Annotated in this window: 15 protein-coding genes; 12 read left to right on the top strand and 3 right to left on the bottom strand. The window is 41.0% G+C overall.

Features of this window, described 5'->3' with window-relative positions:
• Positions 1 to 79: 79 nt before the first annotated feature.
• Positions 80 to 2,200 (bottom strand): S8 family peptidase, encoded by a 2,121-nt coding sequence (locus J8L98_RS06165; protein ID WP_210995741.1) that lies wholly within the window; start codon positions 2,198 to 2,200, stop codon positions 80 to 82.
• A gap of 356 nt (positions 2,201 to 2,556) precedes the next feature.
• Between J8L98_RS06165 and J8L98_RS06160 the strand changes: the two genes are divergently transcribed.
• Both J8L98_RS06160 and J8L98_RS06155 read left to right on the top strand, forming a co-directional pair.
• Complete coding sequence (locus tag J8L98_RS06160) at positions 2,557 to 3,744, top strand: NAD(P)/FAD-dependent oxidoreductase (RefSeq protein ID WP_210995802.1); 1,188 nt, start codon at positions 2,557 to 2,559, stop codon at positions 3,742 to 3,744.
• Between the two features lie 164 nt (positions 3,745 to 3,908).
• Positions 3,909 to 4,100 carry a hypothetical protein gene (locus J8L98_RS06155; RefSeq protein WP_210995740.1) on the top strand — a complete coding sequence of 64 codons (192 nt, stop codon included), beginning with the start codon at positions 3,909 to 3,911 and terminating at the stop codon, positions 4,098 to 4,100.
• 338 nt (positions 4,101 to 4,438) lie between these two features.
• On the opposite strand, the gene J8L98_RS06150 is transcribed toward J8L98_RS06155, so the two are convergent.
• Entirely contained in the window at positions 4,439 to 6,547 is a 2,109-nt protein-coding gene (locus J8L98_RS06150) for a winged helix-turn-helix domain-containing protein (RefSeq protein WP_210995739.1), read from the bottom strand.
• A gap of 212 nt (positions 6,548 to 6,759) precedes the next feature.
• Between J8L98_RS06150 and J8L98_RS06145 the strand changes: the two genes are divergently transcribed.
• A complete protein-coding gene (locus tag J8L98_RS06145) occupies positions 6,760 to 8,265 on the top strand; it encodes an MBL fold metallo-hydrolase (RefSeq protein ID WP_210995738.1) in 1,506 nt (501 codons plus the stop codon).
• A gap of 105 nt (positions 8,266 to 8,370) precedes the next feature.
• On the opposite strand, the gene J8L98_RS06140 is transcribed toward J8L98_RS06145, so the two are convergent.
• Complete coding sequence (locus J8L98_RS06140) at positions 8,371 to 9,249, bottom strand: LysR family transcriptional regulator (RefSeq protein WP_210995737.1); 879 nt, start codon at positions 9,247 to 9,249, stop codon at positions 8,371 to 8,373.
• Between the two features lie 252 nt (positions 9,250 to 9,501).
• Here J8L98_RS06140 and J8L98_RS06135 point away from each other — a divergent pair, with 252 nt between their 5' ends.
• The 9 genes from J8L98_RS06135 (at position 9,502) to tssE (ending at position 17,113) form a co-directional block, all read left to right on the top strand.
• Positions 9,502 to 10,104: a glutathione S-transferase family protein gene (locus J8L98_RS06135; protein WP_210995736.1), complete on the top strand. Its 603-nt coding sequence runs from the start codon at positions 9,502 to 9,504 to the stop codon at positions 10,102 to 10,104.
• Positions 10,105 to 10,128: 24 nt separating this feature from the next.
• Entirely contained in the window at positions 10,129 to 10,506 is a 378-nt protein-coding gene (locus tag J8L98_RS06130; protein ID WP_192508973.1) for a nuclear transport factor 2 family protein, read from the top strand.
• 41 nt (positions 10,507 to 10,547) lie between these two features.
• Complete coding sequence (locus J8L98_RS06125) at positions 10,548 to 10,742, top strand: 4-oxalocrotonate tautomerase family protein (RefSeq protein ID WP_210995735.1); 195 nt, start codon at positions 10,548 to 10,550, stop codon at positions 10,740 to 10,742.
• Between the two features lie 653 nt (positions 10,743 to 11,395).
• Entirely contained in the window at positions 11,396 to 12,694 is a 1,299-nt protein-coding gene (locus J8L98_RS06120) for a type VI secretion system ImpA family N-terminal domain-containing protein (RefSeq protein ID WP_210995734.1), read from the top strand.
• 61 nt (positions 12,695 to 12,755) lie between these two features.
• The gene (locus J8L98_RS06115) at positions 12,756 to 13,286 is read left to right on the top strand and encodes a type VI secretion system tube protein Hcp (RefSeq protein ID WP_010362738.1); all 531 of its coding nucleotides are present in this window, start codon (positions 12,756 to 12,758) and stop codon (positions 13,284 to 13,286) included.
• Positions 13,287 to 13,296: 10 nt separating this feature from the next.
• Positions 13,297 to 13,794, top strand: a complete 498-nt coding sequence (gene tssB, locus J8L98_RS06110; RefSeq protein WP_192508858.1) for a type VI secretion system contractile sheath small subunit — start codon at positions 13,297 to 13,299, stop codon at positions 13,792 to 13,794.
• Entirely contained in the window at positions 13,794 to 15,266 is a 1,473-nt protein-coding gene (tssC, locus tag J8L98_RS06105; RefSeq protein ID WP_192508857.1) for a type VI secretion system contractile sheath large subunit, read from the top strand. Before tssB ends, tssC begins: the two co-directional genes overlap by 1 nt.
• 120 nt (positions 15,267 to 15,386) lie before the next feature.
• Positions 15,387 to 16,673, top strand: a complete 1,287-nt coding sequence (locus J8L98_RS06100) for a type VI secretion system contractile sheath large subunit (RefSeq protein ID WP_210995733.1) — start codon at positions 15,387 to 15,389, stop codon at positions 16,671 to 16,673.
• The gene (gene tssE / locus J8L98_RS06095) at positions 16,670 to 17,113 is read left to right on the top strand and encodes a type VI secretion system baseplate subunit TssE (protein ID WP_192508855.1); all 444 of its coding nucleotides are present in this window, start codon (positions 16,670 to 16,672) and stop codon (positions 17,111 to 17,113) included. The genes J8L98_RS06100 and tssE overlap by 4 nt, the downstream gene beginning before the upstream one ends.
• Positions 17,114 to 17,115 lie beyond the last annotated feature (2 nt).

Here is a 17,115-nt window from a genome sequence, read left to right as displayed (position 1 = left end):
AAGCATTACTGCGTCGGCCTGCCCCAGGGAATGGGAATTATTACTTAATGTGTTAGAAAACCGGAGTCTCTAGTTTAAATCACTTATACTCTGCATTCAGTGTTACACCTGAGAAAGTAGAGTAAGCATTGATGCTGATGTGATAAGTGCCAGCTGCTGGAGAACTGAAAGTACATGTTTCGCTGTTACCATTGTTCCATGAACGACAATCGTAGCTGCTACCTGTAGGACGAGCGCCTGCTTTAACATATAAATCAGCGTCACCAGTACCACCAGATGTTGTTACTTTAAAGCTGCTCATACCTGCTGGTACGTCAAGCGTATAATGTAACCATTGGTTTTTCGCTGCACCTAGGTTCGTTTCAGTACCGCCACCTGGCTGTGTAGTTCCGCCTGACGTTACATCACCTTTTAAGCTCACACCAGAGTATGCAGAGTAGGCACTTAACAATACATGATATGTACCTGCTGCAGGGTTAGCGATTTCACATACTTCACTAGTAGATGACTGCTCAGATTTACACGCGTTGTTAGTTTTTGTTGGGTTACTGCCCGCTTTTACATATAAATCAACATCACCAGAACCACCAGATGTTGTGAAGCTTACTTTAGTTGCGCCAGCTGGTACTTCAAGGGTATAAAAAGTTTGGTTGTCTTTCGCAGCGCCGAGGCCTGTTTTTGCAACACCGTCAGTTAGTACATTATCGTTATTACCATTACCAGCAGCTTCAGCAACAGCAGCTGCGGCATCTACAATACCAGTACCACAGTTGTTACATGTTGCAGGGAAGCTACGTGTCGTGTTTCTTAAAATTGTTTCAATTTCATCAGGCGTTGCGTTTGGTTTTACTTGCTTGATGAGAGCCGCTACACCAGCAACATGCGGCGCAGCCATTGAAGTACCTTGAGAGTAATGGTAGCTGTCTGATACTGGGCCTGTGCTGCCTGAGTTATGTGTTGATAAAACGCCTTCTGAATCGTTAGCAAAACTTTGTGCGCCACCTGGTGCGGCTACATCAATAGATGTACCAAAGTTTGAGTAATAAGCACGACCACCGTTACGACCTACAGATGCAACGTTTACAACGCCATTACAGTTACCAGGATTGTAGTTATTTGCATTGTCGTTGTCGTTACCTGCTGCAATAACAACCACAGTACCGTTATTACGCGCTTGGTTGATGGCGTTTTGTGTTGTTGCGCTACATGCGCCACCGCCACCTAAACTCATGTTGATAACATCTGCCGCATTGGCATTCGCTGGTACACCCGCAACTGAGCCACCAGATGCCCAAATGATGCCATCCGCAATATCAGACGTTAAACCACCACATTTACCAAGTACACGGACTGGAACAACATTAGCGTCATAAGCAACACCGGCAACACCTTCGCCGTTATTTGTCACTGCTGCAACAGTACCCGCTACGTGTGTACCGTGCCAGCTAGAGTTGCGGTCAGCTTTTGGAGATGGTTGACCTTGTGCGTCAGTACCACACTCACCGCGAGTTGTCGCATCACCTGGATCGCGTGCATCGTTGTCACGTAGACCGCCATCATTTGCGACGAGCAAGTTAGAGATCATGTCATAACCAGGTAAAATGTTTGCATTTAAGTCTGCATGCGGGCGGTAACCTGTATCAAGTACAGCAACAGTTACACCTTCACCGGTTGCACTATCCCATGCTGTTGGCAAGTTCAAACCACCATTTGCTTCAAAATAGTGCCACTGATCTGAATAACGTGGATCGTTCGGCGTTGCGAATGGTTTTAGCATTTGGTCAATTTCAATGTATTCAACATTGCCTGATGCTGCGATTTCTTGCATTAACGCATTTGCTTCAATGGCTGTAAGCTTTTTGTTAACACGCATAACATGGTGATTGGCCAATGCCATTGGTCTAACATACTGAGTAGCTACTGCTGATTTTGTACTTTTGAACGACTGTACAAAGCTTTCTGCGCGTTGTTGAACATTCGCGTCAGACATATCTTCCATAGACATTGTCATCATTTGGCTGTTGTTTTCTTTATACTTAATGATGAACTGTGTGCCTAGAGTCGCTTGATCTTGCATTTTTACTGCTGTTTGCGCAAAGTTAATATTGTTATTTATCTCTGTTGCTAAAGCTGTTTGAGCAGTAAAAGCCGCTGTCATAGCGATTGAAAGTGCACCTAATTTTAGATTTCTTGTTGTCATAAATTTCCCCTAACTTGTTTTTGTTTATGCTTCTTATTTGCAAGAAGGTTAATGAAGGTAAAATTAAAGTTATTTTTTTTAAAGTGTTGTTTTGTTATGTGCACTATTGTTTTTGTTATAAGCGGCCATCTAAAACGCTCAAAAAACACCCTAGTATTATGTTTTTATTGCATTTTATTGAAATTAATTATTCCGTAAATTTGCTGATACAGGTCTGTAAACGAATGTAAACAAAGTGAATAAAATTCACATTTTAGTGAGAATATGCTTTTTTGACTGGAGTTTAAGCAAGTATTTTTGCTCAGAGTTCAGTTTTGTTACAATGCGTGCATAAATTTATTTTGACGAGTAAAAGTGTGCTGCAATTTGATGTTGTTGTGATAGGTGCTGGGGCTGCTGGACTAATGTGCGCCGCGCAGGCAGGTTACCGTGGTAGAAAAGTCGCCGTGGTTGATATGGGTAAAAAACCAGGGCGTAAAATATTGATAAGTGGCGGTGGGCGTTGCAATTTTACCAATGAAGGGGCGTCGCCAAGTCAATATTTATGTGGCAACCCTCACTTTGTGAAATCGTGTTTAAGCCGGTATACACAGCATGACTTTATTGAATTGGTTGACCGTCATGGCTTGGCCTATCACCATAAAACCCTAGGCCAGTTATTTTGTGACAACAGTGCACAAGACATTGTTGATATTTTAATGACGGAATGCGAATGGGCTGGGGTAGAACATTTTTTACGCAGTGAAGTATTAAGTGTAAAGGTACAGCCAGAAGGTGGCTATGTGGTGATAACCTCAGAGCAACACTTCAAGTGTGATTCGCTCGTCGTCGCAGCGGGTGGGTTAACCATGCCGAAGCTTGGTGCAACACCTATAGGATATAAAATTGCTGAGCAGTTTGGGTTAAATGTGTTACCAACGATGGCCGCATTGGTGCCATTTACGTTGCATGATCATGATAAAGCGCGATTTGAAGGGCTGTCAGGCGTAAGTATTGCGTGTGATGTGAGCAGTGAAGATGGTACGGTATTTAAAGAGAATATCTTATTTACCCATCGAGGCTTATCAGGCCCCGCGATTTTACAGATCTCATCATTTTGGCGAGCTGGGCAAGCGGTCACGATTAACTTATTGCCAGACCTTAACTTGTCAGACACCATACACCAATGGCGCGCAGAGCAGGGGAGTAAGTCGCTTAAAAACACCTTAAGCACCCTATTGCCAAAGCGTTTTATTGAAATTTTAATTACCGAACAAGCCATTCCAGACAAAGCGCTTAATCAATTAAGTCATACTGAAATTGAGGCAGTGGCCAATTATATTCATAACTGGACAATCAAACCCAATGGCACTGAGGGCTACCGCACCGCAGAAGTAACCTTAGGCGGCGTTGACACCGATGAGTTATCGTCAAAAACCTTCGAAGCTAAAAAAGCCAAAGACTTATACTTTATTGGCGAAGTGACCGATGTCACCGGTTGGTTGGGTGGCTACAACTTCCAATACGCATGGAGCTGTGGTTTTGCCGCTGGGCAAGTGTGTTAGTGTTAGTTCTCAAGAACATAAACAAAGACAATTGGAATTAAACAAAGACAATTGGAATTAAACAAAGACAATTGGAATTAAACAAAGACAAACATATCGTTTAATAGAGACAAATTGCGGCAGATTGCTTATATGCTGCCGCATAGAAGTGTGTGAAGTCCACCATGCTTTTTGGTTCTGTGAATTATACACATTTGAATGAGTGTGAAGGTAGTTCGGCTACGAATGATTACCCTGAGGTTATCGCTATTCATACGGCTAGCTCAGACTCAAATATTTATTTAGGGTTCACCCTTGCTAATTATCCAGAAGACAGAAAGCCCGCTGTTTCACACTGTATATTAGAATCGATATAAACATGTTACCTAAAGAGTGTATAGCAAGCTTAGAAAACGCTTCAAATGATGATATCAGGTTAAAACCTATGCCATCCACCTCGGCAGAAAGGTCTCACTTAAATTTAGGCTCAGACGCTTGCCCTAATTCAGGAATTTTAACACCTACAACAGGGCTCTATACAGGAGAGTAGCGTGAACGGATAAATTTACCTACGGGATTACAGGACTGTTATGGTTAGTGTATCTCGTTTTATTTTAGAACTTGTATGCTTCATGACATTAGATAGCGTGTAATTTTTACTTCTTAAATGATATGAATCATTCTTTGTGCTGCTGTCTGAAATATACAAAGGTGTTTACTCCAACAAAACAACTTCCTGGTTAATGGCGATAAATTGGCTCAATAACAGTTTATTGTCTTTAAGATCTGTGACTTTCCATGCAGTATCTTTGAGCTGCATGACGGTTTTTAAGCGTTGTCCAGTGAGATTGTATTGATTGAGGGTTTTCGTTGTTGGGTTCACACTATAAAGCTGTTGATTGTGTAGAAACATGGCTTTGCCATTCAGTGCTGTTAAATGTTGGCTGGGTGCATTGATTTCATTGAATACACGTGAGAAAACTCGCCCGTTTAAGGTGCTATAAATTAACTGTTCTTGATTGACCCACGCATTTTCTACGTGGTGAATATTGAGTGCCGTTAGGGTGTTTGTGGAGAGATTAAGGTCATAAAGCCCGTTTTGCACTGGGTCATGTAATAACACCAGAATGTGATTGTCGGTGTACCAAGTTAACGCAGAATATAACAGTTTGTCAGTGTTTACTGTCGATATATTGCCTTTTAAGTCAGAGATCATGAGTTGATCGTTAGACACCCAAGCCATACGCTTCCCTTCGGGTGACCAGCTGTAATTGTGAATACGGTGCCGAGCAGTATGAGAACTGACTTGAGTGACCTGGCTATTTTGCCAAAGCCAAAGTTGATCATGACCATTTCTATCTGAAATAAACGCGATGTTGTCGCCATGAGGTTGATATGTGGCATTGCGTTCTTGCGCTGACGTGCGTGCCAAGCTAGTAAAAGGTAATGATTGGCTATTTAACTGAGATTCATACCGTTGAGTGTTTGTGGTGCTGCTGTTTAGTTGTGCGATGTCTATGTCTTTATTACCCACGACGGCTATCAGTGAGTGGCCATTAGGGTGTTGCTCTACAGAAACAAAGTTACTAAGAGGCGTTTTTTGTGCAGTTAAGTGTCCGTTTATTTCTAAGGTGTATAAGTGCCCATTTAGGATGGTGAGTAAGGCGTTTCCTTGTGCGTCAAAATTTGCCAATACGTTTGTATATTTACTGACGTTGTTGGGGAGTTTTATGGGATTTTTACTCAGTAGTTTGGCGTTTTTATCGAGCAAGGTTAGGTAGGTATTCAGCTGTGGACTACGGCTGATAATCGCATAACGCTGATGTCGTGTGTCATAGTCAAAATGATATATCACATCTTGTTTATGCTCATACATAACCTGTATAGATTTGTTCAAGTCATTATATCGCATCAGGCTATATTTGCCCGCGTGTGAGTGTAAAAAAACATAGTTATGATTTGACAGTGCCAGCGGTTTTTTAAGGTTATTTGCTTGACACAAAAAGCGCTGCTGTGGCGCAACAGGTGCAGATAGAGCCTGCGCAAAATCAAGAGTGGCAATGCTCCAGCATGCGTTGTTCGCATTATTGGTCTCTGTTTTTGATGGGGTATTATTACAGTCAGTTTTGGCTGAAAATACCAGCTCTCGACCATCAGGTGTGAAACTGGTTGCGCCATAATAACCGGCATGTTTGGTAAGCTGCGTTTCTTCCCCAGTGGTATGGTGTTTGGCCCATAAGTGGCTTTTACATGCACCGGCATATCGGTTAAATATCAGGTAATTGGCATCGGGATTAAATATGGCATGGCTTTCGTGAGCGTCTGTGTGTGTTAATACTGAGACGGTTTGAAATGCTGACGCCGTTTCTTTTGGCCAATAACTCATCGTTAATAGTGTGACAACCAAGATAAGCACGAGGCTAAACAAGGGATAAAGCACAGGTTTCTTCAATGAAGTAACCTGTGCGCTTTCATTGTTTTGAGCCGCAGGTTTATTAGGCGCGTGCCACGTTACATCCGCGATGAGTCGATAACCTATTTTCGGATGAGTCGCGATAATCTTTTGTTCTTTGGCATTGTCTCCAAGCTCTTTGCGCAATATTGCAATACAGCGCTGTAACGCATTAGGCACGACTTCAGTGCCAGCCCAAACGTGCGCCATGATCTCTTGATGGGTGACCACTTCGTTTTGTCTTTGTGCCAATAGTAACAACACTTTGAGTACTTTGGGTTCAATATGTGTTTGGCACTGATGATTTACGATTGTTGAACGCGTCAGGTTTATTTCAAATCCTGCAATATGAAAAGTGCTTACCTCAGACATAATGGCTACATTTAACGACCTTGAATAGTAAGAATATAATGGATTATTGAGCATTCTGTCGAGTAATTAATTTCAATAATTCATTGAATAATATACATATATTTAGCATCAGTAATTCCTAATGATTTCATCAGGTACATTTTATTGTGTGTACCTAGGAAAATAGCATTTAATTGGCTCAAATCATAATAATTCAATCTGAGGTGGTATGAATGAAAGGGAATAGCGTGTATAGAAAGACGATGGCGTGGTGTGCGATGGCAATGCTAATTTTGTTGTGTTCAGTCGGGACAATGGCGGGGGAAGTTGAGCGCAAGATTATTGATAAAGCAGTTTCTGCGTATGGGGGAGAGAAGTTATTGAATTTAAAACACATAACCTATCGAGATAACATAAAGCACTTTTTTCAAATGCAAAGTGGGTATTCGTCACAAGGCGCAATGACCCAGCATTTGAGCAACCAGCAGATTGACGTTTATATAGATTTTAAGAATGAACAAAAGGTATTGGATCAGCACACGACTCGGTTAATTGGCAATCATGATGCTGAGAATAAAACGCGCACTCATCGACTATTTATACAAGGAAAAGGGTATACAGCCGATCATTGTTTAAAAAACTATACTGAGCGTCATAGAGTGAATTTTAGCAATGCGGATTTAGGCTTTAGTCGACTGTTAGATCCGCTGATAGTGAGGCAATTAGTACGCCAAAGAATGTATGCGCGTTTAGTGGATAAAGCCTATATTCAAGGCCGCCCACAGCATGTGTTAGAAGTGAATGACAGTAAGCAAGCGGCATATACAGTGTTCATTGATCAGCAAACGGGGTATGTGAGTCGGTTATTAAAAAAACATGGCCAGCAGTTACGTAGCTATGACTTCTTTGAACATCAGCGTAAAGGCGGCATCGTTTGGGCAAAAAACATGTTTGTGAGCACAGCAAATCAGGTTGTTTACTATACGGACTCAAGGGGGCTGGATTTTGACCCACCTCAGGCACGTATGTTTGCTTTGCCAAAAGCTTATTCGCCTGCATCGACTGATACATTTTATGATGTATCTCAGATGACCATAAGAGAGCTCGCCAGCGGGGTGTATTTTGTCGGTAAAGGTTGGGGTTATACATTATTTACAGATGTTGGCGAGTATCTTATCTCCGCAGGTGCTTGGGGTGAGGCGAATAACTCACTCGCGTGGCAACAAAGTCTTGCGTTGTTCAGAGCAACTACTGGGAATAAGAAACCCGTAAAACAACACTTGGTGACCCATCACCATACTGACCATATGTCGAGTTTAAAAGATATCGTGGCTCAAGGTGCGGATTTGTTGGCACACCCAACGTCGATTGACGGGATTAAAAAACACTTCCCTGATTTACCCTCTGATCGTATTGTGAAGGTAGAAAACCAGACGATATTGGCCGGGGGAAAAGTAAGGTTGCTTGATGTGCCAAATAGTCATGCAGATCACAATTTAGTGATGTATTTACCAGCGCAGCAAATACTGTTTAGTGAAGATATGTTTGGCAGCAGTTACAATACCGCGTTTCATTCCCCTAATAATTGGCCAAGCTTAGATACTTACTCACGCTTAAAAACACTTGTTAGTAAAATAAGCAAATTAGGCTTGCCGGTTAAGCACTATGTTTCTTCACACCATGGCCGCATATTGGGGCAATCAGATATAGCCCAAGCATTAGCCATGCAATGTGGCTAGTGCACTTGGTAGATTGAACGAGTGCAGTGGCGACTTAGTGTTCATACTCACTATAATACGGTTACTGTATTTTTAGGGAAGGTCGTATTTAACGACCTTTTTATGCTAATTTTTGTTTTCAAACCACTGCTCTAAATAATTAATACAGGTGATGAGTTTAGCGGGTACGAAATGCCGAGCTGGGTAGAGTGCGTATAAGGTTAATTTGGGCTTAGTTGCGTCAGTTAATATTTCCACTACGTCACCTTTATCTATGGCGCTTTGGCAAACAAAGTCAGGAATAAAACCGATGCCCAACCCTTTTTGAATTGAGGCCATCATAAATTGCGTGTTGTTTACGCGTAATCGTCCTTTAACAGCAATTCCATCCTCTATGGGCCAAATATTTTTGTGCTGGAAGTAGCTATAAACAAAACAATTGTGATCTTTTAAGTCTTGAGGGGTTGAGATTGCAGCGTGTTGGGCTAAATAATGAGGGGCAGCACAGACTTTGTAGGTAAATTGAGTAAGTGCTTTGCCGACATAGTTTACATCAATGGGTGTACTGGATGCTCTAAAGCCTAAATCAAAACCTTGTTCAACTAAGTCGATATTTTCATCTCCTAAATGAATGTCTAGTTCGATATCAGGGTGAGCGTGCATAAAGTCAGCAAATAGCATCGATAAGTCAGTAAGGCCCAATGCCATCGGGGCATTAATTTTGAGTTTGCCACGGATATTTTGTTGAAGATCAGTGACAAAATTATCGGCATCATCGACTTTAGCTAAGATCTCACGCGCACGTTGCAAATACCCTTCTCCTGCGTGAGTTAGCTGTACATTTCGGGTTGAGCGATGAAGCAGGCGCGTACCTAGCTCAGATTCTAATCTCGAAATTTCTTTACTAATCATGGATTTTGATGCGTTTACTTGCTCAGCAACACGCGTAAAGCTGCCTAAATCTGCGAGCTTAACGAATAGCTGCATGGCGCGTAGTTTATCCATGGTACATCCTCCCTATTTTTTATGTGCTTCATAATACCCACTTCTTTGCCGTGGTTTATGTGTTTTGATATGTGCTAACTGTTCTTTATTTGAGAACAGTATATGCACATTGTTGTTATATATGGAAACAAATTGAATGGCTAATATGTTGATGTCCGGTGGCATGAGTGTGTGGTGCAGGATGGGTCGTCAGGAAAGATTAACTGGCGGTGATATTAACAAATTAAGCAGTGTTATTTTTAAGGAGAAGTAATGTATACCCTTTATTACGCACAAGGTGCATGTTCTGTTGCGACTCATGTTGTATTACGTGAACTAGGCCAAGCTGTAAAGCTTATCGAAGTAAGTCAGCTCGACAATTTCACCGATGTTAATCCGGTTGCGACGGTACCAGTCTTAATAGATGGGGATCGCTCGTTAACTGAAGGGGCAGCGATCATGTTACACATATTAAGCAAACATAAGAATATGTTGTTTCCACAGGGAAATAAGCAGCTGGCTATTCAAGATATCATGTTTGCCAACGCGACGATGCATCCAGCATATGGTCGATTATTTTTTTTGGCGCAGAATATCGATGATGAAAAAGTAAAGCAGCAAACATTAAATCGTGCTGCGAAGTGTATTAGCCAGTTATGGCAGATTGTAGAGCATCGTTTAGCGGAGCAGGATTTTTTAGGCGGCGAGCATCCCTCAGCTGCCGATATTATGCTCGCGGTATACGCACGATGGGGAGATTACTTTCCTATTGAAATTACCATAGGAGAAAAAACCGCAACAATGCTATCACGGGTACAAGCGATGCCGAGCTTTATACTTGCCGATGAAGCGGAAGCGGCCACGTTAAAAAACTAGTTTCGTACTGATGGAGAGGAAGTGATGCAAGTTGCTGATGATCAGAATAAGGACTTTGCTGCGGTGGAACATGTACTGCAATGCTATTTTGAAGGGTTGTATCAAGGTGATGCTGAAAAGCTTAAAGTGATATTTCATCCTGATGTGTGGCTAAAAGCACCAGGAGTAAGGCGCTCCTTGGTACAGTGGTTAAACGATGTTGATAAACGACCAGTACCAGCTCACATCAATCAATCCTATGCATTTCAAATATTGGCTGTAGATGTTGTGAAAGACCAAGCAATGGCTAAGGTTCATTGCCCGATATTTGAATTTGATTATATTGATTTCTTAGGATTACTTAAAGAAGACGGGAAATGGCAAGTAGTCAGCAAAATGTATACGGACCTTAAGGGGCAATGACTCCAAAGAAATACATAAACTCATGTACAAGGAACAAAAATATGCCGTATATCAATGTGAAAATAACAGATGAACACGTTAGTAATGACCAGAAAAAAACCATTATTAAAGGGTGCACACAGCTAATGGTCGATGTGTTAAATAAAGATCCCGCTACCACGTTTGTCGTGATTGAAGAAGTGAGTACTGATAACTGGGGAATCGGATTCGAGCAAGTGACTCAATTGAGAAAGTGAACCACACAGGTTGGTAGTTAAAACAAAAGGGTTATTTTAAAAGTAAAATTATTGTACTTTGATTTAATTAGATAAGTTCATGTTATGAGCTTATCTAATTTCTAGAGCTGTGCTAGTTATTTTAATTAGGCTTCCGTGGTTTACCTTTAAAACATTCAGGGAAAGAACAGGGACCTATCGGCGCTTGATTAAAATAGGTTATATCACCTGCTTTTTTACATGTTTACATGATGTCGCCTTGGGCTCTAATTGGAGACCGTTTTGAGTGTTTAACTTAAAATATTCATTATGTCATTGTGTACATCGCTGTATTCTTATGGAATAAATACAGTGCAAATCTATTACTTTTGCTGAGGAATTTATTCTTTTTTGTAATATATTAATTACATTGTAGTATCATTATATAAACCCAATTAAGCGCTCAATACTCCTAAAAAGTGAATTAAAAATGGAGATGTGGTGTAAATTTTAATTTGTTATTTATCAAAGGTTAAGGTGTTTTTTAGTCACGGTTGAGGAATTAATTATAAGATTTTTGGTTAAGTGGTGTGAGGTGTTGGGGGCTGTGTATTCTTATCTTGACTTTATCTTAATATGCTCCAAACTGTTTCTATAATTTATCGCAATTACAAGGGAGTAGTATCTAGCCATTTATGTTGCTATTTACTCAAGACAGTGAATTAGACGTTGGTATTTACTTAAAAGAACAGCGCGCGAAATTTAGAGAGCTAAGAAACCTACTGAATGTTGCCCAGTCCAGCTTACGTAAATTATTAGAAACGCCGACTTCTGCACAAGATCAAGACCTACAACGGCAAAACGCACAAGCGTGGTATCAGCTACAGCAAGTATGTGGTGAGACGTTAAAAAATGACGCTCGAGATATCGAAGTATTCGTTTGGTGGCTTGCTGCTTTACCTTATAAAAAGGCCGATCTATCCTTATTAGATGAAGGGTTAAGTGACTTTCTGTATGCGCTTAACACCTTAAAAGAAGCGATTCATCCACGATTGCCAGACAAAAAAGTCGCAGGCCTAGATGAGGCGCAAGCAAGACAGAAGCAGTGCGAAAATCAGACTCGACCATTAGAACAATTAACGGGAGATGGTCCAAATACGGGGCTATTAAATGCGCCGTTAATGAACTTTCCATTAATTGAGAATTATACATTCAGTGATTACTTATCTGATCATAAAGCCGGCAAATTAGAAAAACAAAAAGCAGAATTTGCAGGCGTAATTCAATCTCATAAAGCCCAATTGATGGCACAGTTTGCAATCATCACATCGATTGATAGTAAAATTGGTGAAATTGACTTATTTATTAATGGTTACCGCAATAAAAATGGCTTGGCATTACTGGGTTTTCGGTTTGTAAAAGACAATTTAAAACAAATCAAGATGATGTATCAGTACTTTTTTCCAGATGTGGATAAAAAGGAAGAAGTTGCACCGGCAATAGTTGAACCCGTTCAGACGAGTGACAGCAACGATATGATAAAACCTGATGTGATTAAAGAAAGCACACAGACTGAGCGTTCGGTCGTTCTTCCTCAAGCACAAAGTGATAAAAGCACTTATACTCGAGAAGATGCGTTAGCTGATTTAAATCAAATTGCGGTGTTTTTTAAACAAACCGAACCACATAGTCCAATTCCATACCTGTTAGCTCGAGCAATTCGTTGGGGCAACATGTCATTCTCGGAGTTGATGGGGGAGCTTATCACCAAAGACTCACCAGTGCTTGCTGAAATTAGCAAGTTAACCGGTGTTGAAAATGACTTGGGAGAGTTGCTCAATGAGCAAGTTGTGGTGGCACCTGTGCCGAAAAGTAAACCGGTAGAGCCAATTGTAACAGAAGAAATTAGTACACCTGCTGAGCCAGAAAAAGTTGAGCAGGTTTCAGAGCAACAGCCAAAGGCCAGTTCTTCCAGCTCTGGGCCGTTATGGTAGTTAATACATATTAATGCCTACCTCAGAGTAGGATAATTAAAATAGCAAAGGAGAAAGAGAGATGGCATCAATCTTCATGAGAATCGACGGTAATGACACTATTAAAGGTGCTGCAACGGTTGTTGACTTGAATAGTAAAAAAGGTTGGTTTGCAGTAGATAGCCTGTCTTGGGGCGCTATGCGTGGTGTGTCAGTAGATATCGGTAATGCAAATAACCAAGATAGCGGTATGGTAGCACTTGGTGAGATCAGTATCTCTAAAACATATGATGGTGCAACGCCTTACTTACTAACTTATTTATTTCAGCCAGGCGCTGATGGTAAGACCATTGAGTTAGTTATGACGAAACCATCACGTGATGGTAAAGGGATTATTCCTTACTATGTTATTTCGTTAGAAGAAGCCCGTATGGCAAACTTCAGTATTTCTGGTAGTGACGGTGGCCAACCTTCAGAGTCATTTTCTTTAACTTATACTAAAATTGAACAAATCTTCTTCGTTGAAGATGAAGGTGGTAAGTTAGAAAAAGCAGCATCCGTTAAATATGATGCAACAACTAACCAGTTAACGTCTGCGGCAGATCTTAAGTAAGGTATAGCACATGGCACTTAATTCACAGCACAAGCGCGTTAGTAAAAACCGCGTAAGTATTACTTACGATGTTGAAACTAATGGCGCTACCGAGAAAAAAGAACTTCCTTTTGTCTCAGCGGTTTTGGGTAATTTCTCTGGTGACAAAGAAGATCCAAAAGAAGTTGAAGATCGTGAGTTTGTTCAAGTTGATCAAGATAACTTTGATGAAGTACTAGGGCGCATCAAGCCAAGCGTATCGCTTAAGGTAGATAATGTTATTGAAAGCGATGACAGCCAATTTGAAGTGAATCTTGAGTTTGAATCAATGAAAGATTTTGAACCAGATGCACTTGTACAGCGTATCGAGCCACTTAAAAAATTGCTTGAAACACGCAATCAATTAAATGAACTACTCAGTAAAGCTGATCGTTCGCGTGACTTTGAAAAGCTACTTAAAGATATCTTGCAAAGCTCGGACTCAATCAATGCATTATCTGATGAGCTTGGCGTTAAAGGAGAAGAGTAATGTCTGAAGAGTTACAGCAAGGTGCTGGTGGCGAAGGTGAAAGCCTGTCGTTTTTAGACCAAGCAATTAATGCCACAAGCCAAACTGCACCAGATAGAACAAAAGAGCTTTTGACGTCATTAACCGAAGAAGCTATGTCGGGCACCGTCACGTGGGATAAAAACCTAACAGACACGATTGCAAATGCGGTTGCCGCAATTGATGCGAAAATGTCTGAGCAGTTATCTCAAATCATGCAACAAGATACTTTCCAAGAGCTTGAAGGTTCTTGGTTGGGATTACAGAAGCTGATCCGCAATAGTGCGCTTGGTACAGCCCAAAAAGTAAAACTGCTTAATATCTCAAAAGATGAGTTACTAGAGCAATTTGAAGACGCGCCTGCGGTTGACCGTAGCCCAATTTTTAACTCTATGTACCAGCATGAGTATGGTACCGCCGGTGGTGAACCATACGGGTTAATTTTAGGTGATTACGAGTTTTCGCAAAGCGATGAAGATGTGGCCCTACTGCGTTATATGGGTGAAGTGGCTGCTGCGAGTCATGCACCATTTATTGCAGCTGCCGCGCCTGAAATGTTTGAGTTAAATAGTTTCTCAACGTTCAGTGAAGGTAAACCGATTGCGCCTGCATTTGATTCACCAAGCTACGCATCATGGAACTCATTCAGAGAAAGCGATGATGCACGTTATGTTGCATTAACCTTGCCTCGTACTATGGCGCGCTTACCGTATGGTGGCAAAGGCAAAAAAATTAAGTCATTTAATTTTGAAGAGCTAGCCACAGACAATGCTGGAAATCCAAAGCCAGCAAGTAATGATGAGCTAGTTTGGTCTAATGCCGCATTCGACATGGCTTTGAATATGAACAACGCGTTTGAAGCATTCGGTTGGTGTACAGCCATTCGAGGTATGGAAAACGGTGGTAAAGTTGAAGCGTTGCCAAACTTAACGTACTTCACTGATTCTGGTGATATTACTCAGCAATGTCCGACGGAAGTAAACTTAACGGATGAGCGTGAAAAAGAGTTAAGTGATCTTGGTTTCTTACCATTGGTTCATTACAAAAATTCTGATTATGCGGTATTCCTCGGTGGCCAAACAACACAAAAGCCGAAAGAGTATACTGATCCAGATGCGACGGCAAATGCTGCTATCTCAGCACGTTTACCATACATCATGGCCAGCAGTCGTATAGCGCATTACTTAAAAGTGATGGGTCGTGACAATATAGGCTCAAATATGGAGTCTGCAGATATCCAGAAGCAAATGAGTGAGTGGATTGCAACATACACTAACTCTGGCGCAATGGGTAATGATGAGCGAGCTAAAACGCCACTTGCTGAAGCACAGATCTCTGTGATTGAGCAGCCGGGTCGTCCAGGCGCTTATTCAGCAATTGCACACTTAAGACCTTGGTTACAAATGGAAGAGTTAACCACTTCTGTGCGTATGGTAGCCAGTTTACCAGGCTAAAGGTGAGTTATATCAGCGTCAATTCAACGATTGAAACGCTGCAAAAACGGGGTACCTAGGTACCTCGTTTTGTTCATACAGAAAATTCAATGACTGAAATACGTTGCAAGGATTTATTACGTGAAGTTGCACACTGAACTAAGTCAGCCAAATATACCGCCTTTAGCGCAGGTAAAGCACCTTATTAGCGAGATTGATCGCGTGATTAGTGAGCAATTGTCACTCGTCATGGCCGAGCAAAAATTTGTCGATCTTGAAGCGCGCTGGCGTAATGTATATGAGTTAGTCAGTTTACCCGTCAACTACAAATTAATTAAAGTCAAAATCATGAATATCTCTTGGCGAGAGATTTCACATGACTTAAATATTGCGACATCACTTAGACATACACGACTTTATAATATAGTTGCTAATCAAGAATTTAATACAATGGGTGGGGAGCCGTATGGCTTGCTGGTGATTGATCATAATGTCAGTCTAGAGCTTGATTACGCCGATGAATTTGATGAATTGTATACCCTTGAGCTATTAGCTGAGTTGGGTGAGAAGAGTTTATGTCCCATTATTTTGGATGCGGATGACAGTTTTTTAGGTGCATCAGGTGAGATGTTTTTGTGTGATGTGCCAAAGTTAAACCGAGTGCTGGCAGATAATGATTTTGCGAGTTGGCACCGACTGCGAGAAAGTAGTAATAGCCATTTTTTAGGACTGACTTTTAATAAATCAGCGATTAGAAAGGCATATCGTTTTCACCCTTGTGGTTTCATCTTTGATGAAGACATTGCGGGAGACTTTGTATGGGGCAATGCCGCAACAACATTTTTAAAGAATGTGCTAATAGAGTTTAATCGTGTTCGTTGGTTTGGTTTTTTAAAATCTCGCAAACTAGATGCGTCAGGTGGTAGTGCAATTAATTGCTATGCAGATAAAGCGCAATTTGACACTCAATTTAAAACGCGAATTTCAGCGTCGACAGCCGCGTATTTATCTCAGCAAGGGTTGATCCCCATTTTTTATAACCCGCTAAACGGCAAATACTTTTTCCAATCGAATAGCTCCGTTAAAACTGAAATGCAGGGAGAAAATCGTTTTCTAATTCAAACTACATTGATGATCAGCCGTATTGCACATTATTTAAAAGTACAGCTTCGAGAAATGATAGGCTCAGCTTTAGAGCCCCATGATTGTGAAAACAGGTTGAGTCATTGGTTAGAGCAGTATTGTTCCAATTCGGTCGTTTCAGACGAAATGACACTGGCGGGTATGCCATTGAAGTCAGCCAAAGTACGCGTGACTGAAGAAAGCAGCGATACCACTCGATACACCTGCCATATTGATTTAGTTCCACAATATCAATATGACCGAGTGGCAAGCATGGTGAGTCTATCTACGGCGGTAGAAAAATGAGCTTTTTCAGTGCGTTTTACATGGACAAAGATTCAACATCGAACAATACAACCGATGAGTTGGTGCAATCAATTCATCATAATATTGGGCTTATTTTAAAAACGGAAGCTGCGTTTTTACCTGACGACAAAGATAACTTGACGAGTGAATCGAATATTTGTTTTGGATTGGAAGACATAGCCTTGTTTAGTCGACTTAACTCTGGTGAGCAAATAGCGATAAGAATAAAAAACAAAATTAGTCAGTTTGAACCTCGTTTACATGGGGTTAAAGCGATTTATATTGAGAATGAACAACAAGATTTATTATCGAATACCATGAAATTTGAGATCTCGGCGATGCTCACTGTCAATGGTAAAGAAGAGATATTGCAATTCGATACAGACATTAATTTAAGTCAAATGACCGTACTGATAGAGAACGAAAGCCAATATGATTAATC

The sequence above is a fragment of the Pseudoalteromonas sp. MMG013 genome, assembly GCF_018100885.1.
Classification (GTDB): Bacteria; Pseudomonadota; Gammaproteobacteria; order Enterobacterales; family Alteromonadaceae; genus Pseudoalteromonas; species Pseudoalteromonas aurantia.
This window is presented reverse-complemented; position numbering and strand designations above follow the sequence as displayed.